Annotated in this window: 20 protein-coding genes; 4 read left to right on the top strand and 16 right to left on the bottom strand. The window is 67.9% G+C overall.

What is annotated here, in order from left to right:
* Nucleotides 1–135: 135 nt before the first annotated feature.
* Nucleotides 136–393, top strand: coding sequence for a hypothetical protein (locus IT882_RS01115; RefSeq protein ID WP_195692811.1), 258 nt, complete (start codon nucleotides 136–138; stop codon nucleotides 391–393).
* A gap of 140 nt (nucleotides 394–533) precedes the next feature.
* Here the strand turns inward: IT882_RS01115 and IT882_RS01110 are convergent, their stop codons facing one another.
* Nucleotides 534–3,062, bottom strand: a complete 2,529-nt coding sequence (locus IT882_RS01110; RefSeq protein WP_195692810.1) for an ATP-dependent Clp protease ATP-binding subunit — start codon at nucleotides 3,060–3,062, stop codon at nucleotides 534–536.
* A 193-nt stretch (nucleotides 3,063–3,255) separates the two neighbouring features.
* Between IT882_RS01110 and IT882_RS01105 the strand changes: the two genes are divergently transcribed.
* Nucleotides 3,256–3,879, top strand: coding sequence for a hypothetical protein (locus tag IT882_RS01105; protein WP_195692809.1), 624 nt, complete (start codon nucleotides 3,256–3,258; stop codon nucleotides 3,877–3,879).
* Nucleotides 3,876–4,121 (top strand): helix-turn-helix domain-containing protein, encoded by a 246-nt coding sequence (locus IT882_RS01100; RefSeq protein WP_195692808.1) that lies wholly within the window; start codon nucleotides 3,876–3,878, stop codon nucleotides 4,119–4,121. Before IT882_RS01105 ends, IT882_RS01100 begins: the two co-directional genes overlap by 4 nt.
* A gap of 24 nt (nucleotides 4,122–4,145) precedes the next feature.
* Here the strand turns inward: IT882_RS01100 and IT882_RS01095 are convergent, their stop codons facing one another.
* Genes IT882_RS01095 through IT882_RS01085 form a run of 3 tightly spaced genes read right to left on the bottom strand, consistent with a single transcriptional unit; the run spans nucleotide 4,146 to nucleotide 6,619 of the window.
* Complete coding sequence (locus IT882_RS01095) at nucleotides 4,146–4,841, bottom strand: hypothetical protein (protein WP_195692807.1); 696 nt, start codon at nucleotides 4,839–4,841, stop codon at nucleotides 4,146–4,148.
* Nucleotides 4,842–4,862: 21 nt separating this feature from the next.
* A complete protein-coding gene (gene cls, locus IT882_RS01090) occupies nucleotides 4,863–6,377 on the bottom strand; it encodes a cardiolipin synthase (protein ID WP_195692806.1) in 1,515 nt (504 codons plus the stop codon).
* 53 nt (nucleotides 6,378–6,430) lie between these two features.
* Nucleotides 6,431–6,619 (bottom strand): hypothetical protein, encoded by a 189-nt coding sequence (locus tag IT882_RS01085; protein WP_195692805.1) that lies wholly within the window; start codon nucleotides 6,617–6,619, stop codon nucleotides 6,431–6,433.
* Nucleotides 6,620–6,728: 109 nt separating this feature from the next.
* Here IT882_RS01085 and IT882_RS01080 point away from each other — a divergent pair, with 109 nt between their 5' ends.
* Nucleotides 6,729–7,838, top strand: a complete 1,110-nt coding sequence (locus IT882_RS01080) for a DUF4192 domain-containing protein (RefSeq protein ID WP_195692804.1) — start codon at nucleotides 6,729–6,731, stop codon at nucleotides 7,836–7,838.
* Between the two features lie 15 nt (nucleotides 7,839–7,853).
* Here the strand turns inward: IT882_RS01080 and lysS are convergent, their stop codons facing one another.
* From lysS to tilS, 12 genes are all read right to left on the bottom strand, one after another.
* Nucleotides 7,854–9,413: a lysine--tRNA ligase gene (lysS, locus tag IT882_RS01075; protein ID WP_195692803.1), complete on the bottom strand. Its 1,560-nt coding sequence runs from the start codon at nucleotides 9,411–9,413 to the stop codon at nucleotides 7,854–7,856.
* 74 nt (nucleotides 9,414–9,487) lie between these two features.
* Nucleotides 9,488–10,183, bottom strand: coding sequence for a Rossmann-like and DUF2520 domain-containing protein (locus tag IT882_RS01070; protein WP_229382218.1), 696 nt, complete (start codon nucleotides 10,181–10,183; stop codon nucleotides 9,488–9,490).
* Nucleotides 10,180–11,733, bottom strand: coding sequence for a PH domain-containing protein (locus IT882_RS01065; RefSeq protein ID WP_229382217.1), 1,554 nt, complete (start codon nucleotides 11,731–11,733; stop codon nucleotides 10,180–10,182). Before IT882_RS01065 ends, IT882_RS01070 begins: the two co-directional genes overlap by 4 nt.
* On the bottom strand, nucleotides 11,730–12,323 hold the full coding sequence (locus IT882_RS01060; protein WP_418887801.1) for a PH domain-containing protein: 594 nt from the start codon (nucleotides 12,321–12,323) through the stop codon (nucleotides 11,730–11,732). The genes IT882_RS01065 and IT882_RS01060 overlap by 4 nt, the downstream gene beginning before the upstream one ends.
* A 61-nt stretch (nucleotides 12,324–12,384) precedes the next feature.
* On the bottom strand, nucleotides 12,385–12,876 hold the full coding sequence (locus IT882_RS01055; protein WP_195692802.1) for a DUF3180 domain-containing protein: 492 nt from the start codon (nucleotides 12,874–12,876) through the stop codon (nucleotides 12,385–12,387).
* Entirely contained in the window at nucleotides 12,873–13,406 is a 534-nt protein-coding gene (gene folK, locus IT882_RS01050) for a 2-amino-4-hydroxy-6-hydroxymethyldihydropteridine diphosphokinase (protein ID WP_195692801.1), read from the bottom strand. The genes IT882_RS01055 and folK overlap by 4 nt, the downstream gene beginning before the upstream one ends.
* Nucleotides 13,403–13,783 (bottom strand): dihydroneopterin aldolase, encoded by a 381-nt coding sequence (folB, locus tag IT882_RS01045; protein WP_195692800.1) that lies wholly within the window; start codon nucleotides 13,781–13,783, stop codon nucleotides 13,403–13,405. The genes folK and folB overlap by 4 nt, the downstream gene beginning before the upstream one ends.
* Nucleotides 13,767–14,684, bottom strand: a complete 918-nt coding sequence (gene folP, locus IT882_RS01040; RefSeq protein WP_195692799.1) for a dihydropteroate synthase — start codon at nucleotides 14,682–14,684, stop codon at nucleotides 13,767–13,769. Before folP ends, folB begins: the two co-directional genes overlap by 17 nt.
* 1 nt (nucleotide 14,685) lies before the next feature.
* A complete protein-coding gene (folE, locus tag IT882_RS01035; protein WP_195692798.1) occupies nucleotides 14,686–15,270 on the bottom strand; it encodes a GTP cyclohydrolase I in 585 nt (194 codons plus the stop codon).
* A 9-nt stretch (nucleotides 15,271–15,279) separates the two neighbouring features.
* Nucleotides 15,280–17,286 (bottom strand): ATP-dependent zinc metalloprotease FtsH, encoded by a 2,007-nt coding sequence (gene ftsH, locus IT882_RS01030; protein ID WP_195692797.1) that lies wholly within the window; start codon nucleotides 17,284–17,286, stop codon nucleotides 15,280–15,282.
* 131 nt (nucleotides 17,287–17,417) lie between these two features.
* Complete coding sequence (gene hpt / locus IT882_RS01025; RefSeq protein ID WP_195692796.1) at nucleotides 17,418–17,969, bottom strand: hypoxanthine phosphoribosyltransferase; 552 nt, start codon at nucleotides 17,967–17,969, stop codon at nucleotides 17,418–17,420.
* 22 nt (nucleotides 17,970–17,991) lie between these two features.
* Complete coding sequence (gene tilS, locus IT882_RS01020; RefSeq protein ID WP_195692795.1) at nucleotides 17,992–18,987, bottom strand: tRNA lysidine(34) synthetase TilS; 996 nt, start codon at nucleotides 18,985–18,987, stop codon at nucleotides 17,992–17,994.
* Nucleotides 18,988–19,037 lie beyond the last annotated feature (50 nt).

The following is a 19,037-nucleotide window of genomic DNA, read 5'->3' as shown; positions in this document are numbered from 1 at the left end:
GCCTTCCGTCGCGCCGGCCTGCGGCGGATGATCGTCCTAGCATCACCGATCGCGCGATGATGTCAAGCCCCCACCGCATTGACCGGTGAGGGTGGACCCTTCAGGAGCAGATCCCCTCTCACGGGAGGAGCCACCATGGTCCCCACGACATCCACCTCTCCGCCGACTGCCGCGCCACGCGCCACCGCACCGCCGCTCGAGTCGATAGCGCTCATCGGTCCCACCACGTACGAGGTGCATCGGGCAGACGCTGTCGTCGGCTACATCGACATCGTCGGTGGTGTCTACGTCGCGCTTTCTGGCAGCCGCTACGACCACGCGGTCGAAGTGCGGCAGTCGATCGTGCTGGACACCGCGGTCGCGGCTCTGACCCAGCCTCCCGCCGCAGCCTGAGCGCAGCAAGCCGCACGCCGCGGGAGCCACCCGCGGCGATGAGTCGCGCCCCGCGTTGCGGTCACCCAGAACGCGCGAGAGCGGATGCACCGTGGCATCCGCTCTCGCGTGCGGTCACAGCCCTGAGGCCGTGATGATCCTCACTCGCCAGTGATTGCGAGATCCGGAGTGATCGAGATGTCGCCACCAGAGACGACACCGACCGCGACCTTCTCGCCGCGCGGACCGTGCTCGAACAAGAACTGCCCGTTCTCGGCATCCACCTTGACGTGGTCGCCGGGGTTGAGGGCGCCGTTCAGGATCTTCTCCGACAGCTGGTCTTCGATCTCGTGCTGCATCGCGCGACGCAACGGCCGAGCACCGAGCGCCGGGTCGAAGCCGACCTCGATGAGGCGGTCCTTCGCGGCCAGCGACAGCTCGATCGTCATGTCGCGGTCGAGCAGGCGCTCGCCGAGGCGCTTCGTGAACAGGTCAACGATCTGACGCAGTTCGTCCTTGTCCAGCTGCGGGAACACGATGATGTCGTCGACGCGGTTGAGGAACTCGGGCTTGAAGTGGCGCTTGAGCTCTTCGTTGACCTTGCCCTTCATGCGGTCGTACGACGTCGCGGTGTCACCCTCGACCTGGAACCCGACCGGGCCGCCGGCGATCGCCTGCGAACCGAGGTTCGTCGTCATGATGATGACCGTGTTCTTGAAGTCCACGATGCGGCCCTGACCGTCAGTCAAGCGGCCCTCTTCGAGGATCTGCAGGAGCGAGTTGAAGATGTCGGGGTGGGCCTTCTCGATCTCGTCGAACAGCACGACCGAGAACGGCTTGCGGCGCACCTTCTCGGTGAGCTGGCCGCCCTCTTCGAACCCGACGAATCCGGGAGGGGCACCGAACAGACGCGAGACCGTGTGCTTCTCACCGAACTCGCTCATGTCGAGCGAGATCAGTGCGCCCTCATCGTCGAAGAGGAACTCCGCGAGCGCCTTGGCTAGCTCGGTCTTTCCGACGCCCGTGGGTCCGGCGAAGATGAACGAACCCGAGGGACGCTTGGGGTCCTTCAGGCCGGCGCGCTGACGACGAATCGTCTTCGAGAGGGCGGCGATCGCCTCTTCCTGGCCGATGACGCGCTGGTGCAACGCCTTCTCCATGAAGACCAGACGGCTGGACTCTTCCTCGGTGAGCTTGAACACGGGGATGCCGGTCGCCTGCGCCAGAACCTCGGCGATCAGACCTTCGTCCACGACGGCAGGCGAGGAGACCTCACCCGAACGCCACTGCTTCTCGAGGCGCAACCGCTCGGCGAGGAGGCTCTTCTCCTCGTCGCGCAGCGACGCGGCCTTCTCGAAGTCCTGGTCCTCGGATGCCGCTTCCTTCTGCTCGCGGACCTTCGCGATCTTCTCGTCGAACTCGCGCAGCTCCGGCGGGCTGGACAGGATGCTCAGGCGCAGGCGCGCACCGGCCTCGTCGATCAGGTCGATAGCCTTGTCGGGCAGGAACCGGTCACTGACGTAGCGGTCGGCGAGGTTCGCCGCGGCGACGATCGCGCCATCCGTGATCTGCACCTTGTGGTGAGCTTCGTAGCGGTCGCGCAGGCCCTTCAGGATGTTGATCGCGTGGGGCAGGCTCGGCTCGGCGACCTGGATCGGCTGGAAGCGGCGCTCGAGCGCAGCATCCTTCTCGAAGTGCTTGCGGTACTCATCCAGCGTCGTGGCGCCGATCGTCTGGAGCTCACCACGAGCGAGGAGGGGCTTCAGGATGCTGGCCGCATCGATCGCACCCTCGGCGGCACCGGCACCGACGAGGGTGTGGATCTCATCGATGAACACGATGATGTCGCCGCGCGTGCGGATCTCCTTCGTGACCTTCTTGAGTCGCTCCTCGAAGTCACCGCGGTAGCGGGAACCGGCGATGAGTGAGCCGAGGTCGAGCGAGTAGAGCTGCTTGTCCTTCAGCGTCTCGGGAACATCGCCCTTCACGATCGCCTGGGCCAGGCCCTCGACGACCGCGGTCTTGCCGACGCCGGGCTCACCGATCAGCACGGGGTTGTTCTTGGAGCGACGCGAGAGGATCTGCATGACCCGCTCGATCTCCTTCTCGCGCCCGATGACGGGGTCGAGCTTGTTGTCGCGGGCGGCCTGCGTGAGGTTGCGACCGAACTGGTCGAGCACCTGCGACCCACCCTGGGCCGTTCCCTGCGACTGCTCGCCGGCGCCGGATGCGACACCGGCCGGCTCCTTGCCCTGGTAACCCGAGAGCAGCTGGATGACCTGCTGCCGCACCTTGTTGAGGTCTGCGCCGAGCTTGACGAGCACTTGAGCGGCGACGCCCTCGCCCTCGCGGATCAGACCCAGGAGGATGTGCTCGGTGCCGATGTAGTTGTGGCCGAGCTGCAGCGCTTCGCGCAGCGACAGCTCCAGGACCTTCTTGGCGCGCGGCGTGAACGGGATGTGCCCCGTCGGCTGCTGCTGGCCCTGGCCGATGATGTCTTGCACCTGCTCGCGCACGGCATCCAGCGAGATGCCGAGCGACTCGAGCGCCTTGGCAGCAACGCCCTCACCCTCGTGGATCAGACCCAGGAGGATGTGCTCGGTGCCGATGTAGTTGTGGTTGAGCATCTTCGCCTCTTCTTGGGCGAGCACAACCACGCGACGGGCACGGTCGGTGAATCTCTCGAACATCCGCTTACTCCTTCGGCCGGTGCGTGGGGCGGGGATGCGGCCCACTGCTGGCTTCGTACATCGAGAGTAACGATCGAGCGGGAGCGCTATGCCCGTGTTCGCCAGGGGCATACGGGTGGCGATCTTGACGGAATCCTCCCCGCTGCATATCGTTTATCAATAACAACGTTTATCGATATGTCTGGAGACTCGAATGACGACCCCCTCGGATCACTACCGTGTCCTCTCCCGTGGGGACATGATCGCGTCGTCGGTGTTCTTTATCGCCGGCGCAGCATTCATTGTGACGAGCATCGTCGGTGCAGTATCGACGGCGGTCGGCCTTCTCGGGGACTCGGCTCCACGCGTCTTCGCGCAGTTCTCCGAGACACCCGCTGAAGCCCCGATCGGACCAGATGGGTCAAGCGTCACGGTGCAACTCGATTCTGCGTACCTTCTCCCCGGCCAGCTGCCGATCGCCTCCGTGGTCGCCCTGATTCTCGAGCAGGTCGTGATCGTCGCCGCCGTCACAACAGTCGTCACAACCCTTCTCCTGGTGATGTGGAGCATCCTGCGCGGTCGAGTCTTCGGCCGCCGCAACACGACTCTTGTCGGCACAGCGGCCGTGGCCGCAGTCGTGGGGGTCGTGCTTGCCCCATTCTTCGGAAACATGGGCGCGAACGGAGCGTTCGCGGCGATCTCCCAAGGCGACTTCAGCAACGTCATCCTGTCGGCCAACCTTGCCCAGCTCTTCGGCATCACCTTCCTCGGCGCGCTCGGCACAACGGTGTTCATGGTCGGAGACCGGATGCAGCGCGACACGGAGGGGCTGGTGTGAGCCCCGCCGAAGCCGACGACGACGGCCCGAGCGGCATCCACTGTCGCCTGGACGAGCTGCTCGCCGCGCGGGGGATGACCCTGACGCGGTTGTCCGAGCTCGTCGGCGTCTCGGTCGTGAACCTGTCGATCCTCAAAAACGACCGGGCCCGCGCGATCCGGTACTCGACACTGTCCGCGATCTGCCGGGCGCTGGACTGCGAGGTCGGCGACCTGCTCGTCCGCGCGGACGGAGCCGACTGACCCGCAGCCGACGCACGCCAGCCGTCAGTCGCTGGTGCCGTAGATCGCGATGGTCGTGTCGAACGAGTCGCCCGACAGGGTGAGCTGGACATCCTCGACGCCGGAGAGACCGTCGGCGAAGGCAAAGTTCGTGCGGGGCGCCATGTCGGCGGTGCATGCCTGGTCGGCCGGCGGCTCCTGGAAAGCAACGGTCACCTCGGCCTCGCCGGTGACCTCGCTCGTCTCGACGACGGGCACGCAGCCCGACGAGCCCCACGTGAGGATGACGAACTGACCCTGCTGCTGCGTCCAGCCCGCACTGGGCTCGTAGTCGGTCGTCCCCCCGGGGCCGGAAAGACCCGAGACCCCGGCGAGCGTCACGTCGCCGTAGTAGCCGTCGCCGGTCACCCAGATCTCAAGATCCTGCGAGGGATCGACGCCGTCGGGCACGGTCACGAGCGTCGCGCGCGGCACGAGATCGCGAGTACAAGCGGTGTCGGCATCCGGTTCCACGAGCTCGACCGCGAGCGCGCCGTCGGAGTTGATCTCCGCCGACTCGGCTGTCGGCACACAGCTGCTTGAGCCCGACGTGACCACAGCGATGACGCGGCCGTCATCGAGCCACGCGGCTTCGACGTCGACCTGCTGACCGGCGGGGGCATCCGAGCTGCTGAGACATCCGGTAAGACTGAGCGCTGCTGCGGCGGCGAGGATGACGGATGCGAGAACACGGCGCTTCATGATTCTCCTTGGGCGGCGCTGCTACTGGAGTGCAGAGGTGAGTCGGGCGAGGTTATCCAACACCGTGGACCTGAGCGGTTGCTTCAACCACTCCTCGAGGGTGAGCTCGCGGCTGAGCGCCCGGTACTCGGCCTCGACGCGGCGCATCTCGGCGACGAACTCCTCGCCGCGCACCATCATCGAGATCTCCATGTTGAGACCGAACGAGCGCATGTCCATGTTGCTCGAGCCGATGACCGCGACATCGTCGTCGATCGTGAGGCTCTTCGAGTGCAGGATGAACGGCTTCTTGTACATCCAGATCTTGACGCCCGCCCGCAGGAGCGCCTCGTAGTAGCTGCGCTGCGCGTGGTAGACCATCGCCTGGTCGCCCTCTTCGGAGACGAACAGTTCGACGTGGATGCCACGTTGGCACGCGGTCACGAGCGAGAGCAGCAGGGCCTCTTCGGGCACGAAGTACGGGCTGACGATGATGATCTTCTCGCGCGCGGCGAACAGAAGACCCATGAACAGCTTGAGGTTGTTCTGGTACTCGAATCCCGGGCCCGACGGGACGATCTGGCAGTCGAGGTTCCCGTCCGAGGAGGCCACGGATGACAGATCGACCTGGTCCGCGAGGATCTCGCCGGTCTCGGCATACCAGTCCGAAAGGAAGACGACATCGATCGACGAGACGACCGGACCCTCGACCCGCGCCAGGAGGTCGACCCAGTGCAGCCCGCGCTTGATGTTCTTCTTCAAGTTGTACGTGGAATCGGTGACGTTCTGAGATCCGACGAAGGCCACGTTGCCGTCGACCACGAGAAGCTTGCGGTGATTGCGCAGGTCGGGCCGCTGCCACTTGCCCTTGAGCGGCTGCACGGGAAGCATGAGCTTCCACGCGGCACCCATCCGGTCCAGTCGCGCCAGCGTCTTCTTGTAGAAGGGCTTCCCGCGGTTCGCCCAGTGGTCGAGAAGCACCCGGACCGTGACACCGCGCGCCGCGACCTCCTCGAGAGCCGCGAAGAAGTTGTCGGTCGATGCGTCAGTCTGCAGGATGTAGAACTCGACGTGTACGTAGCGCTCTGCTCCCCGAATCGCGTCGGCCATCGCGTCGAGGCTCGCTTGGTAATCGGAGATGAGCGTGGCTTGGTTGTCGCCGGTCAGCGGCATCGCGCCGAGGTTCGTGTTGAGGTCGACCAGCCCGCGGAACCAGGCCGGCGCACCGGGCCGAAGGGTTCCGACCGATACTGCCTCACCGTTCTCGCGCAACGCGTCGTTGATCTGCTCCTGTTGCTGACGGCGCTTGCGAGGCAACCGCGGGTTGCCGATCAGCAGGAAGAGCAGCACGCCGACGAACGGGATGAAGTAGATCGCGAGCAGCCACGCCATCGCCGATGTCGGGCGGCGGTTGCGGGGGATGACGATGATCGCCGTGATACGGATGGCGAGGTCGAACAGGAAGACCGCGAGCAGCCACCAGAACGCGAGGTCTGGAAAATCGAACGTGACATCCACGTCGCCGGTCGTGAACGGCACGAGTCGTGCAGGCACCATGCGTTCGCTCCCTTCGCTGCGACGTTCTCACGCCAGCGTAGTGGGAAGTGGCGCTACTGCTCGGTCGCGGGCGCCGCCGGGGGCAGCCCGCGCGCCGCGCGTTCCTCGGCGTCGATGCGCGCGTACTCGCGACGCTCGTTGCGATCGGCACGGATGATGCTGCGCAGAACCCAGAAGAACAGACCTGACACCACGATGGTGGGCAGGATCGCCCACAACGCTGCTACCCAGAAGCTGTCCACCCCTCCAGGATACGCGGCCCTCTCTCCCCAGGTCGCGCCCACGGCGACCTATCCCCGTTCGGATGCACTCCCGGCGGCCCGTCGCGGCATGGACCGCATGCTCGACCCCATGACTCCGATCATCCACGCAACCTCGCCCGCCGAGTTCCTCACCGTCGTTCCGCGACTGCTCGGGTTCGTTCCCCAACGCAGTGTCGTGCTGGTGCCGTTCCGGCGCGGTCGCAGCCGCGGTGCCCTGCGCCTGGATCTCCCGCCCGACGAGGATCGCGCGGATGAGATCGCGGCGACGATGATCGGACTGGTGTGCCGGGTACCCGAGGCCGATGGCTGCGCGGTCGTTGTTTACGGTGAGACGGATGCTCCGGCTCGCGCCCTCGTCGCGGGTGTCGAGCGCCGAGCCGAGGCGTGCGGGGTGCGGATCGTCGAGGCGCTCTGGGTTTCCGGTCAGCGGTGGGGCTCATACGCAACGTCGGGTTCGGGAACGGTGCCGACGGCAGACGACCTGCCGCCCGGTATCGACGGTGCCCCGACGCCCGAGGCCGACCAGTTCGCGGGCGCCGAGCTCCTCCCCCTGGATGCCGCCAGATCGGGCGCCGTCGAGGCAGCGTGCGAATCGCTCGATGCAGCCATCCGCGCGCTCGTCCTCACCGACGCGGCACATCCGGCGGGAGATACAGCGCGGATCGATCCCAGAGCCTTCGCTGCAACCTGCCTCCTCGATGACCTGCCGGCCTTCGTGGAGCGGCTCCTGAGCGCGGATGCCGCAACGCTCGAGCCGTTCGAGATCGCCGTGGCGGCCTGGGCGCTCGGACGACCGTCGCTGCGCGACATCGCGCTGATCTGCTGGGTCGACGGGATCGATGCCGGTGATGAGGCGGCTCAGGCGCAGGCGCGCTGGGAAGACGGCGACGAATATCCGAGCGAGATCGCCATGCGGCTGTGGGGCGAGGGTGCAAGGCCATCGCCGGAGAGGCTCGGACGCGCGCTCGTGCTGGCTCGGCACGTCGCGAGCGCGGTTCCGGCATCCTGGCGCCCGGGCCCGCTCGCGGTGGCTGCGTGGTTCTCGTGGGCGCTCGGCCGGTCGACGCACGCCGACCTCTTCGCCCAGCAGGCGACGCAGATCGAACCCGAGCACGGGCTCGCCGAGATCGTGCGCTCGTTCGTCGGCGCCGGCCACCTGCCCGACTGGGCGTTCCGGCTGGGCTCGTCCGCGGTGTGACCCGCGCTCGCCGCCCTACTTCACCAGCGGGAAGAGAATGGTCTCCCGGATGCCGAGGCCCGTGATCGCCATGAGCAGGCGGTCAATGCCCATCCCCATGCCGCCCGTGGGGGGCATCCCGTGCTCAAGGGCACGCAGGAACTCCTCGTCGATCCGCATCGCCTCGTCATCACCGCGAGCGGCGAGCTTGGCTTGCTCTTCGAAACGCTGCCGCTGAATGACCGGGTCGACCAGCTCCGAGTATCCGGTCGCGAGTTCGAAGCCGCGAACGTACAGGTCCCACTTCTCCACGACCCCCGGGATCGAGCGGTGCTCCCGCACGAGCGGGCTGGTGTCCAGCGGGAAGTCCATGACGAACGTGGGGCGCACGAGGGTCGGCTTGACGAAGTGCTCCCACAGCTCCTCGACGAGCTTGCCGGGAATCGGGTGTGCGGGGACGTCGACGCCGAAGCGCTCCGCGATCGCGGTCAGCTCCGCGAGCGGTGTCGTCGCGTCGATGCGCGGCGCAGCATCCGAGCCCTCTCCCGCGGCCGCGAGAGCGTCGTTGAGCGAGTCGTACATCGACATCCGCTCCCACTGCCCGCCGAGGTCGTAGGCAGTACCGTCGGCCCACGTCACTTCGGTCGACCCCGTCACGGCGACCGCAGCGTTCTGAATGAGCTCTTGCGTGAGGTCGGCGATGCCGTTGTAGTCGCTGTAGGCCTGGTAGGCCTCGAGCATCGCGAACTCGGGGCTGTGGGTCGAGTCGGCGCCCTCATTGCGGAAGTTGCGGTTGATCTCGAAGACGCGATCGATGCCGCCGACGACGGCGCGCTTGAGGAACAGCTCAGGCGCGATCCGCAGGTACAGCTCGGTATCGAAGGCGTTCGAGTGGGTGACGAACGGGCGCGCGGATGCCCCGCCGTGCTGCACCTGCAACATGGGCGTCTCGACCTCAACGAACCCGTGCTCGGCGAATGTGTCGCGCAGGCTCCGGTTGACCCCGGCGCGCGCCAGGACGGTCTGGCGCGCCTGATCGCGCGCGATGAGGTCCAGGAAGCGGCTGCGGACGCGGCTTTCCTCGCTCAGCTCCGCGTACAGGTTCGGCAGCGGCAGCAGGGCCTTGGCCGCAATGGTCCATTCGGACACCATGATCGACAGCTCGCCCCGGCGGCTCGAGATGACCTCACCCGTCACCGCGACGTGGTCGCCCAGGTCGACGATCTCCTTCCACCGCTGCAGAGACTCCTCACCGACGGCGGCGAGGGACACCATCGCCTGAATGCGACTGCCGTCGCCGGCCTGCAGCGCGGCGAAGCACAGTTTTCCCGTGTTGCGGCTGAACACGACCCGGCCGGCTACCGAGACGGTCTCCCCCGTCTCGTCCCCGGCCTCGAGGTGAGCAAAACGCTCGCGGACCTCGGCGATCGAGGCGGTGACCGGCACGCTCACCGGGTAGGCGCCGCCCGCGGCGTCCGTACGCTCCGCCAGCAACCGCTCGCGCTTGGCCAACCGGACCGCCTTCTGCTCGAAGACGTCATCCTCGGATGCTTCGGGGGTGGCGTCCGCGGGCACGGCGGCAGGGGTCTCGGTCATGAGGGGGGCTCCTTGAAAATCGTCGCCCAGTCTATCCGCGGGCCGCCGTGGGTCCGTTGGCGGACCGGCATCCCTCAGTCGACGGGCGGGCGGATCTCGCTGGTCCCCGCCTCGGCGAGCGCGTGGTCCACGGTCGTGTGCATGAGCGCCGCGAGATAGCGCCCGGGCTCGACGACACCGGCCGAACGCAGCAGGTCGGTGGCCTGACGGATGATGGAGCGCGAGAAGTCGGTCGCGATGCCGATCCCTTCCGCGTAGGCCGGCCGATCGGCTTCAGCGACGACGATCGGTTCGCAGCCCAGCTCGACCGCCAACGCCTGCGCGATCGGCATGACCGGCGCGGGAGCGGTGACGGCGGCGTACGCGCCGATCAACGCCCGGAGGTCGATGGATGTCCCCGTGAAGGCGATCGCCGGATGGATGGCGAGGGGAATCGCGCCGCGCGCCATCGCCGGTGCCAGCACATCGGTGCCGAAGGCCGGATCCGTGTGCACCACGAGCTGGCCCGGCTGCCACGCCTCCAACTCGGCGAGTCCCGCGACCAGGCCCTCGAGCTGATCGTGGGGGACGGCGATCACGACGAGCTGGCTGTCCCGAACGACATCCTGCGGATCGCGCGTCGGAACACCCAGGAGGATCGCGCCGATCCGATCCTCGTCCGACCCGCGGGTGATCGCCTCGATCGCGTGGCCTGCGCCCGCCAGTGCCGCACCGATCACGGGGCCGACCCTGCCGGCGCCGACGATCCCGACGCGGAGCCGGTCGCTCACTCCGCTCCCGCCCAGCGGTGGGAGCGGTCGGCTGCGACGGCGCCGATCGCGGCGCGCTCGCCCTCCTCGAACAGGCGTAGGGCGTCGTCCCGGTCGAGGATGCCGAGGCTGCCCGACACGCGACCGACCACCGTGTGCGCGCGGATGTTCGCGACCCGCAGTGCGCGGTCGATCGGACCCTGACTTACTTCGAGGCTCTGCATCCGTGCCAGCGGCACGACGGCAAGCGTCCGCCAGATCCGACCCCGACGCAGGAAGAGCGCGTCAGTTCCGAGCCAGAATCCGTTGCGGCGCCACGACAACAGCCGAAGCAGTCGCGCCCGCCGGGGCGTGGTCGTGTAGGGGTCGTCGGGCACGGGGCCGAGAGCGCCATTCTCGACGATCATCGGCCAGTCGGCCTGGTCGATGGTGGGGAGGATGAGCCGCAACACCCGCTCGACATCGGCGCGGTCACCCACCGGCAGCACGGTGCCGAACTGGTCGTTGGCACCATCGCTCATGCTGCGACCCGACAACCGGTTGATGCGAATGGCCCACCAGCCGAACGGCCGCCACATCAGCGGCTGCGTGACCTCGACGGCGTGGATGCGTCCCGGCGGGATGATCTCGGTGACCGTCGTCAGCAGGCCATACGTGATCCGCACGCCGCTGGGCGTCGGGGCGATCGAGTATCGCAGCGACCGCGTGATCGAGCGGATCCAGTAGGCACCGAAGCCCAGGACCGCCGGAACGACCGCGAACAGCACCCAACCGGTCGTGGTCACTGCGCCGGTCACGATCGCGGCGATCGCCGCGACCAGAAAGATCGTCGTTCCCGACAGGGTCTGCGACGCAACCAGCCTCCCGACGGGAATCGAGACGACGGACTCCGGCTCGGCAACGGGAGCCTCCGCCCCCGCGATCAGTCCTGTGATCCCGGCAGACACTGTCTGGGATGCCGATGCTCGCCGACCCGCCTCACCGCGTTCGGCAAGCTGACGTCCCGAGGCCAGGCGCAGGATGTCGGAACGCACAGCCTCCGCGTTGGCGGTGGACAGGTATTCCAGCTTGACGTTCGCGTCGAGACCCGCTCCCACGACCTCGAGCTTGGCGAGGCCGAACAGCCGGGCGATCGTGGGGCGGGTCAGGTTCACGCCCTGCACCCGGTCCAGGGGTGCGCGCCGGTGCGAGCGGAACACGACTCCCGTTCGCACCTCGACGTCGTCATCCGTGATGCGAAAGCTGTGGAAACGCCAGCCGAGGTAGAAGAGGCCGACGAGCACGATCACGACAGCCAGGACGACCAGCGTCGCCACCAGGATCAGGTTGTGCGAGACCACGTAGTCGACGGGATCCCCGGGCATCGACCCGTCGAAGCCGGGCGCAAGCCACGGGAGAAAGATCGCGATCAGCCGGTCACGCATGTTCGCGATGACGACGCCCGCGACGATGACCAGCACCAGTCCACCCCGGAACAGGGGCGTGAGGGGATGCATCCGGTGCCACTCGCCGTCGCTCAACGGCGAGCGCACCTCCGCGGCGGGAGGCGGGGTTACGGTGCCGTCGGTCACAGTCCGGTCCGTCGGGTCTCGGCGACCGCGATCAGGGTGTCGCGCAGCTGTTCGGCGGCGGCTTGCCGGAGGCCGGGAATCGCGACTCCGGTGGTGGCGGCGGCGGTGACGAGCTTGAGCTGAGCGATGCCGAACCCGCGATCGAGCGGCCCGTGGGTGATGTCGACGAGTTGCATACGCCCGTAGGGCACCGCGACGACGCGCTGCCAGAGGATGCCCTTGCGGAAGACCAGGTCGTCGTCCCGCAACTGGTAGCCGTACGCGCGCGCCTGACGCGGCGTGATCACGAGCGTGATCGCGAGGATCACCAGCACGATTCCTGCGGGGATCCACACCCACCACGCCCCGACGATCAACCAGATCGCGAGCGCGGCGCCGAGCACGAGGAGAAACACGATGCCCGACGAGATGAGCTGCACCCACACGTACTGTCGGGCGAGCTGGTGCCAGGTGCCATCGCCGAGCGGGAGCCGGTTCTCGGACCGCGGCTCCCGGATCTGCGAGAACGTGCCCTCGTCATCGATCGGCTCAGCCGCCACGTGAACGGGGCTGTCGTGAACGGGGCTGTCGTGGACGGGGGCGTCCTGGATGGGGGCCGCGTGAACGTCGGCGTCGTGAGCGGGGGCGGCGTGAGGGGCAGCAGCGGATGCCTCAGGGGCCGTGGGCTCCGAATCCGGGGTCGATGCCTCCGGGCTGTTCGTCATCGTCATCCTTCCGGATCGTGCACAGATATTCGGCCACCAGCCCCGCCGCGACCAAGAGGAGCCCAGCGCCCAGCGTCGTCAGCTGGGTCGCCATCGAGCCTAACGGCGGGACGACCGGCCGCGTCAGGAGGAAAACCACCAAACCCGCCGCGAATCCCACGGCTGCCGCACCGAGCAGGCTCGAGGCCTTGGCGAGCATCGCGATCCGCAGCGCGCGGAACGGGTTGATCGGGGTGCGGGTGTGCCCGCGGGAGGCGCGCCACACCGGCACAGCGAGGGCAACCACGATGGCACCGAGCGCGATCAGCAGCACCGGCAGCGTGACAAGCGGCGTGAAGGTCGACCGCCCGGTCGCGGTGAGCAGCTGGTTCACCAGGAAGCCGCCGGCCAGGGCGATGGCGGCGGTCACCAGAAGGATGCCGGAACCGGTGCGCCTCACGAGGCTGCCCGGATTCGGTCGAGAAGGTCGGCCACGCGTCCCGCACCGGCGAGGGAGGCATCCGGATCGATGCTCAGCCACGGTGCGAGAACGAAGTCGCGCTCGGCGGCGCGGGGGTGCGGAAGGGTCAGCGTCGGGGTGTCACAGACCACGTCACCGTAGGCGATGAGATCCAGATCCAGGGTTCGGTGGCCCCACCGTTCGCGCCGCACCCGTCCGTGTCGGTCCTCGATGGCGTGCAGATAGCTCAGCAGCACGGTCGGTGCGAGGCGCGTCGTCACGATCGCGACGGCGTTGAGGTAGCCGGGCGCTTCGGGATCCGGGCCGTCGACCGTGACCGCGACCGACTCCATCGGCTTCGACATCCGCACTGCCGACACCAGCGGCAGCCGTTCGAGGTCGGCGGCCGCAGCCGCGAGGGTGTCCCTGCGCTCGCCGAGGTTCGCGCCGAGCGCGACCACCGCGTCAACGGCGGAAGCGGCATCCGTCGGGGTAGTGCCCGTGATGCCCTCGGCGAGACGCCGATTCACGAGCCGTCCTCCGCGCGTGTCCGCGTGATGGTCACCGAGACGTCGGCGAATTGCTGCTGGATCGGTGCCTGCGGCTTGTGAACCGTGACCCGAACGACGAGCACGCCGGGGAAGGTGAGCACGCGGTCCGCGATGCGCTCGGCGAGCGTCTCGATGAGGTTGACAGGGTCGCCGGCGACGATCTGGGCGACAGCGTCGGCGACCTCGCCATAGTGAACGGTGTCGACGACGTCGTCAGTTTGGGCGGCGCGCGCGGCGCGGACGCTGAGGCCAAGGTCGATCACGAAGTCCTGGCCGTCTTCGCGCTCGTGATCGAAGACGCCATGGTGACCGAAGACGCGAAGTCCCTCGAGGCGGATCTCATCGAGCTGCTGCATCGTGACCTCCCCACAGCTCGGCGATCCGCAGGGCGTCGCGGGTCGCCGCCACGTCGTGGACCCGCACACCCCAGACTCCAGCCAGCGCCGCCAGGGCGCTGGTGACAGCTGTCGCCGCGTCGCGCCGAGTCTCGCTGACCGCACCGGCGACAGTGCCGCCTGCGTCGCCGGGGGAATCCTCCCCCGGCATCCGCGTCGCTGGGGCTCCCGTGCGCTCCGCGAAACGACGCTCGGCGTCGACGGATGCTTCGGCCAGCGCCTCGGCGAGGAACCGCTTGCGGCTCGTGCCGAGCAGCACCCGCTGCCCCGCCGCGACGAGCTGCGGCAGATCGCGCAGCACGTCCCAGTTCTGTTCCGGGCGTTTCCCGAAGCCGATCCCCGGGTCGACGATGATGCGGTCGGCGCCGATTCCGGCGGCGCGAGCGGCAGCCACGCGCTCCGCGAGTTCGGCCGTCACCTCTGCGGCGACATCCGCGTATTGCGCCGGGGCATACATCTCGCGAGACGGCCCGCGCCAGTGCCCGAGGATGATCTCGGCATCCGTCTCGGCGACGGCCGGGAGCATCGCGGCATCCGCGAGACCGCCCGAGACGTCGTTGACGATCCGCGCGCCGGAATCGACAGCAGCCACGGCGGTCGACGCGTTCATGGTGTCGATGCTGATCCACGCGCCGCGCTGGGCGAGGGCACGGATGACGGGCACGACCCTGTCGCGTTCGATCGACGGATCAACCCGCTCAGCGCCCGGGCGGGTCGACTCTCCCCCGACATCGAGGATGTCGGCACCCGCCGCCCACAGGGCCAGACCGTGCGAGATCGCCGCCCCGGTATCGAGGTAGCGACCGCCGTCGCTGAACGAGTCAGTCGTGACGTTGACGACCCCCATGACGAGCGTCGACATGTCAGCTCGCTCCGATCAGCGCGATGAGCTCGGCGCGGGCGACCGGCTCTTCATACGCCCCACGAGCAGCGATCGTGACGGTCGATGCGTCAGTTTGCCGTCCCCCGCGCATCGTGACGCACTCGTGTGTCGCGTCGAGCACGACGAGCACCCCGCGGGCATCGAGCGCTTCGGAGATGGTGTCGGCGATCTGCTCGGCCAGGCGCTCCTGCACCTGCGGGCGCGCGGCAAGCACGTCGACGACCTTGGGGAGCGCACCAAGCCCGACGACCTTCTCACCGGGGAGATAGGCGATGTGGGCGTGACCCCGGAAGGGCAGTAGGTGGTGTTCGCAGACGGAGCGGAACAGGATGTCGCGCAGCATGACCGCGCCCGAGGGCAGGGTCTCGGGCGCCGGGCCCCGCGAGATCGAGATCGTGTGTGCTAGCGGCGCAGCGGGGTCCTCACCGATGCCCCCGAAGAACTCCGAATAGGCATCCGCGACCCTTTCGGGGGTCAGCTTGAGACCCGGGCGATCAGGGTCTTCCCCGATCGCCTCGAGCAGTTCGCGCACCAGTGCGGCGACGCGTTCACGATCAACGGCCACCAGGCGAGCCTACGCGGTTGCGGGACGCGCCTGCCCGGTCGGCCGACGACGCGGCGCCTTCTCGGCAGAGCCCGAGTCGGCCTCCGTCGACGCAGCGACACCGGCCGGCTCGGGGCGACGCGGAACCTCGACCGGAGGCAGCACCGACACCGGACGCTGCTCGCTCGAGAGCCACTGCGGACGCTCGGGAAGCTTCTTGACCTCTTTGAAGATCTCTTCGATCTCGAGGTGGTCGAGGGTCTCCTTTTCGAGCAGCTCGAGTGCGAGCTTGTCGAGGATGTCGCGGTTGTCGTTGATGACCTGGTACGCCTCGTTGTGGGCCTGCTCGATGAGGGCCCGGACCTCGGCATCCACCCGCTCGGCGATGCGCTCGGAGTAGTCACGGCCGTGCCCCATGTCACGTCCCATGAACACCTCGCCGGAGCTCTGGCCGAGCTTGACGGGGCCGACATCCGTGGTCATGCCGTATTCGGTGACCATCTTGCGGGCGATGCTCGTCGCCTTCTCGATGTCGTTGGAGGCACCGGTGGTCGGGTCGTGGAAGACGATCTCTTCGGCGACGCGGCCACCCATGGAGTAGGCCAGCTGGTCCTGCAGCTCGTTGCGCGTAATCGAGTACTTGTCATCGAGCGGCATGACCATCGTGTAACCCAGGGCTCGCCCACGCGGCAGGATCGTGATCTTGGTCACCGGATCGGTGTAGTTCATCGCTGCCGCCGCCAGGGCGTGTCCGCCCTCGTGGTACGCCGTGATGAGCTTTTCCTTGTCCTTCATGATCCGCGTACGTCGCTGAGGACCCGCCAGAACACGGTCGATCGCCTCGTCCAGCGCGCGGTTGTCGATCAACTGTGCGTTCGAGCGGGCCGTGAGGAGTGCCGCTTCGTTCAGGACGTTGGCAAGATCCGCGCCCGTGAACCCGGGGGTCTTGCGGGCGACGACCTCGAGGTCCACGCCATCGGCAAGGGGCTTGCCGCGGCCGTGCACCTCGAGGATGCGCTTGCGACCCTGGAGGTCGGGAGCATCCACACCGATCTGGCGATCAAAGCGGCCGGGGCGCAGGAGCGCCGGGTCGAGGATGTCGGGACGGTTGGTCGCCGCGATGACGATGACGTTGGCCTTCGGGTCGAATCCGTCCATCTCGACGAGCATCTGGTTGAGCGTCTGCTCGCGCTCGTCATGCCCGCCGCCCATACCGGCGCCACGGTGACGACCGACGGCGTCGATCTCGTCGATGAAGATGATCGCCGGTGCGCTTTCCTTGGCCTGGTTGAACAGGTCGCGTACCCGGCTCGCGCCGACCCCCACGAACATCTCGACGAAGTCCGAACCCGAGATCGAGTAGAAGGGCACACCGGCCTCGCCGGCGACGGCGCGGGCCAGCAGCGTCTTGCCGGTTCCGGGAGGGCCATAGAGCAGCACGCCCTTGGGGATGCGGGCACCGACGGCCTGGAACTTCGCGGGCTCCTTCAAGAAGTCCTTGATCTCCTGCAGCTCTTCGATCGCTTCATCCGAACCGGCGACATCCTCGAAGGTGACCGTCGGGCTCTCTTTCGAGACGAGCTTCGCCCGAGAGCGGCCGAACTGCATGACCTTGCTGCCGCCACCCTGCGCAGAGGAGAGGAGGAACCAGAACAGCACGCCCAGCAGCAGGATCGGCAGGAACAGGGACAGGAAGCCGTCGAACCAGGTCGCGCGGGGCACGACGTCGTTGTAGCCGTCGGCGGGGTTGGCCGCGTCGATCGCGTTGACGACCTCTTCGGCGCGCGCGGTCACGTAATAGAACTGAACGTCGGTGGCGCCTTCGTACTCCGTCGACAGCTTCATGTCGACGCGCTGATCGCCGTCGGTGTTCACAACCTCGGTGACGGTGTTCCCCGCGAGAAGGTCGAGGCCCTGCTGCGTCGTGATCTGCTTCGCGCCGCCGAGGCTCGAGATGAGCGTGAAGCCGATGATGAGGAACACCGCGATGAGCGCGACGTACAGCAGCGGGTTGCGTGTGAGCTTCTTGAAATCCATGGTTCGGGGCGAACCCGGTCCCTCCGTCGATCTGGCGCCGAACCGCGCGGGAACGCGAAACGGTGCAGACAGGTTATCGCGGGCTTGCTATGCCACGACTGAGCATTCGCCCACGGCGTACCCGGAACCGGTCAGCTGTAGACGTGGGGGGCGAGGATCGCGACGTCCCGCAGGTTTCGGTACTTCTCGGCATAGTCGAGTCCGTAGCCGACGACGAACTCGTTCGGGATGTCGAAACCGATGTACCGGCAGTCCACCTCGACCTTGGCAGCATCCGGCTTGCGAAACAGCGCGAACACCTCGACGGATGCCGCTCCCCGCGACGCGAAGTTCGTAAGCAGCCAGCTGAGCGTCAGGCCCGAATCGATGATGTCCTCGACGATGAGCACGTGCTTGCCGTGCAGGTCGGTGTCGAGGTCTTTCCGGATCTGGACGACACCGCTCGAGCGCGTACCGGTGCCATAGGACGAGACCGCCATCCAGTCCATCGTCATGTGGGTCGGCAGGGCGCGAGCGAAGTCGGCCATGACCATGACGGCGCCCTTGAGCACACCGACGAGCAGCAGTTCTTTGCCGTCGTAGTCCGCCGTGACCTGCGCGGCGATCTCGTCGAGCTTCGCCTGGATCTGCTCCTCCGTGACAAGCACTCGGGTGATGTCGGACTGGACCTCCTCGGCACGCATGCCTCCGAGTGTAGGCCGACAGCTAGCGCGCGGTGAACTCGATCCGACCGCCCACGCGGGCGGCGCGGCATCCGGGGAGATCGATCGGACCCTGCCCCCGCCAGTCGGTCACGAGCCGCGCGACATCGAGGGTCTGCGAGCGCGTGAGACTCTGCCCGAACTCCGCGGCCACAACGTGACGGATGAGGCGATGCCTCAGGGCCGCAGGGCTGGCGGCGAGCGCGCCGACCGACAAGGAGATTCCCGCTTCGGCATGTTCGACGACGTCCTCGATGATCTCGTCGATCATCTCGGCGAAGGCTTCCGCGTCCTCGCGCAACTGCGCTGCCGTGCGCGCAAGCGCCTCAGCAACGCCGGGGCCGAGTTCTTGCTCAAGGGTCGGCAGCACCCGCTCGCGCACCCGCACCCGGGCGTACCGCGCGTCGGTGTTGTGGGGGTCATCCCACGGCTGGAGGCCTTCTGCCACGCAGGCGGCACGGGTCGTTTCCCGCCTCACGTCGAGCAGGGGGCGCAGGATGCGGCATCCGTCGCCCCGCTCGGTGATCGGAGCCATGCCCTGCAGGCTTGCGGCACCCGACCCGCGGGCGAGTCCCAACAGCACCGTCTCTGCCTGATCGTCAAGGGTGTGGCCGACGAGAATGGCGGTGGCGCCAACCTCCCGGGCGACCGCGTCGAGGGCCTCGTACCGTGCGTCGCGCGCCGCGGCCTCCGGCCCGGCGCCAGCCTGTACCGCGACCGGCACAACCCGCGCGGCCAGTCCGAGTGCCTCCGCGGCGGCAGCGGCGGCGGCAGCGACCTCAGCCGATCCCTCCTGGAGCCGGTGGTCGACGGTGACCGCGAGCACAGTGATCCCGCGCTTGGGCGCCTCGAAGGCCGTTGCCGATGTGAGGGCCAACGAGTCAGCTCCGCCCGAGAGCGCCGCGACGATCGTCGCGCCCTCGGGAAGGCCCGCGAGCGCGGCGCGCACCGCCCGCCGCACCTCCGCGACGGCGGGATCCAGGCCTGGTCGAACCTCCACGCCGCCACGCTACCGGCCCGGCGTCGTTGCTAACTCCTGCAATCTCTCGG

This window comes from Microbacterium schleiferi, assembly GCF_015565955.1.
Taxonomy (GTDB): domain Bacteria; phylum Actinomycetota; class Actinomycetes; order Actinomycetales; family Microbacteriaceae; genus Microbacterium; species Microbacterium schleiferi_A.
This window is presented reverse-complemented; position numbering and strand designations above follow the sequence as displayed.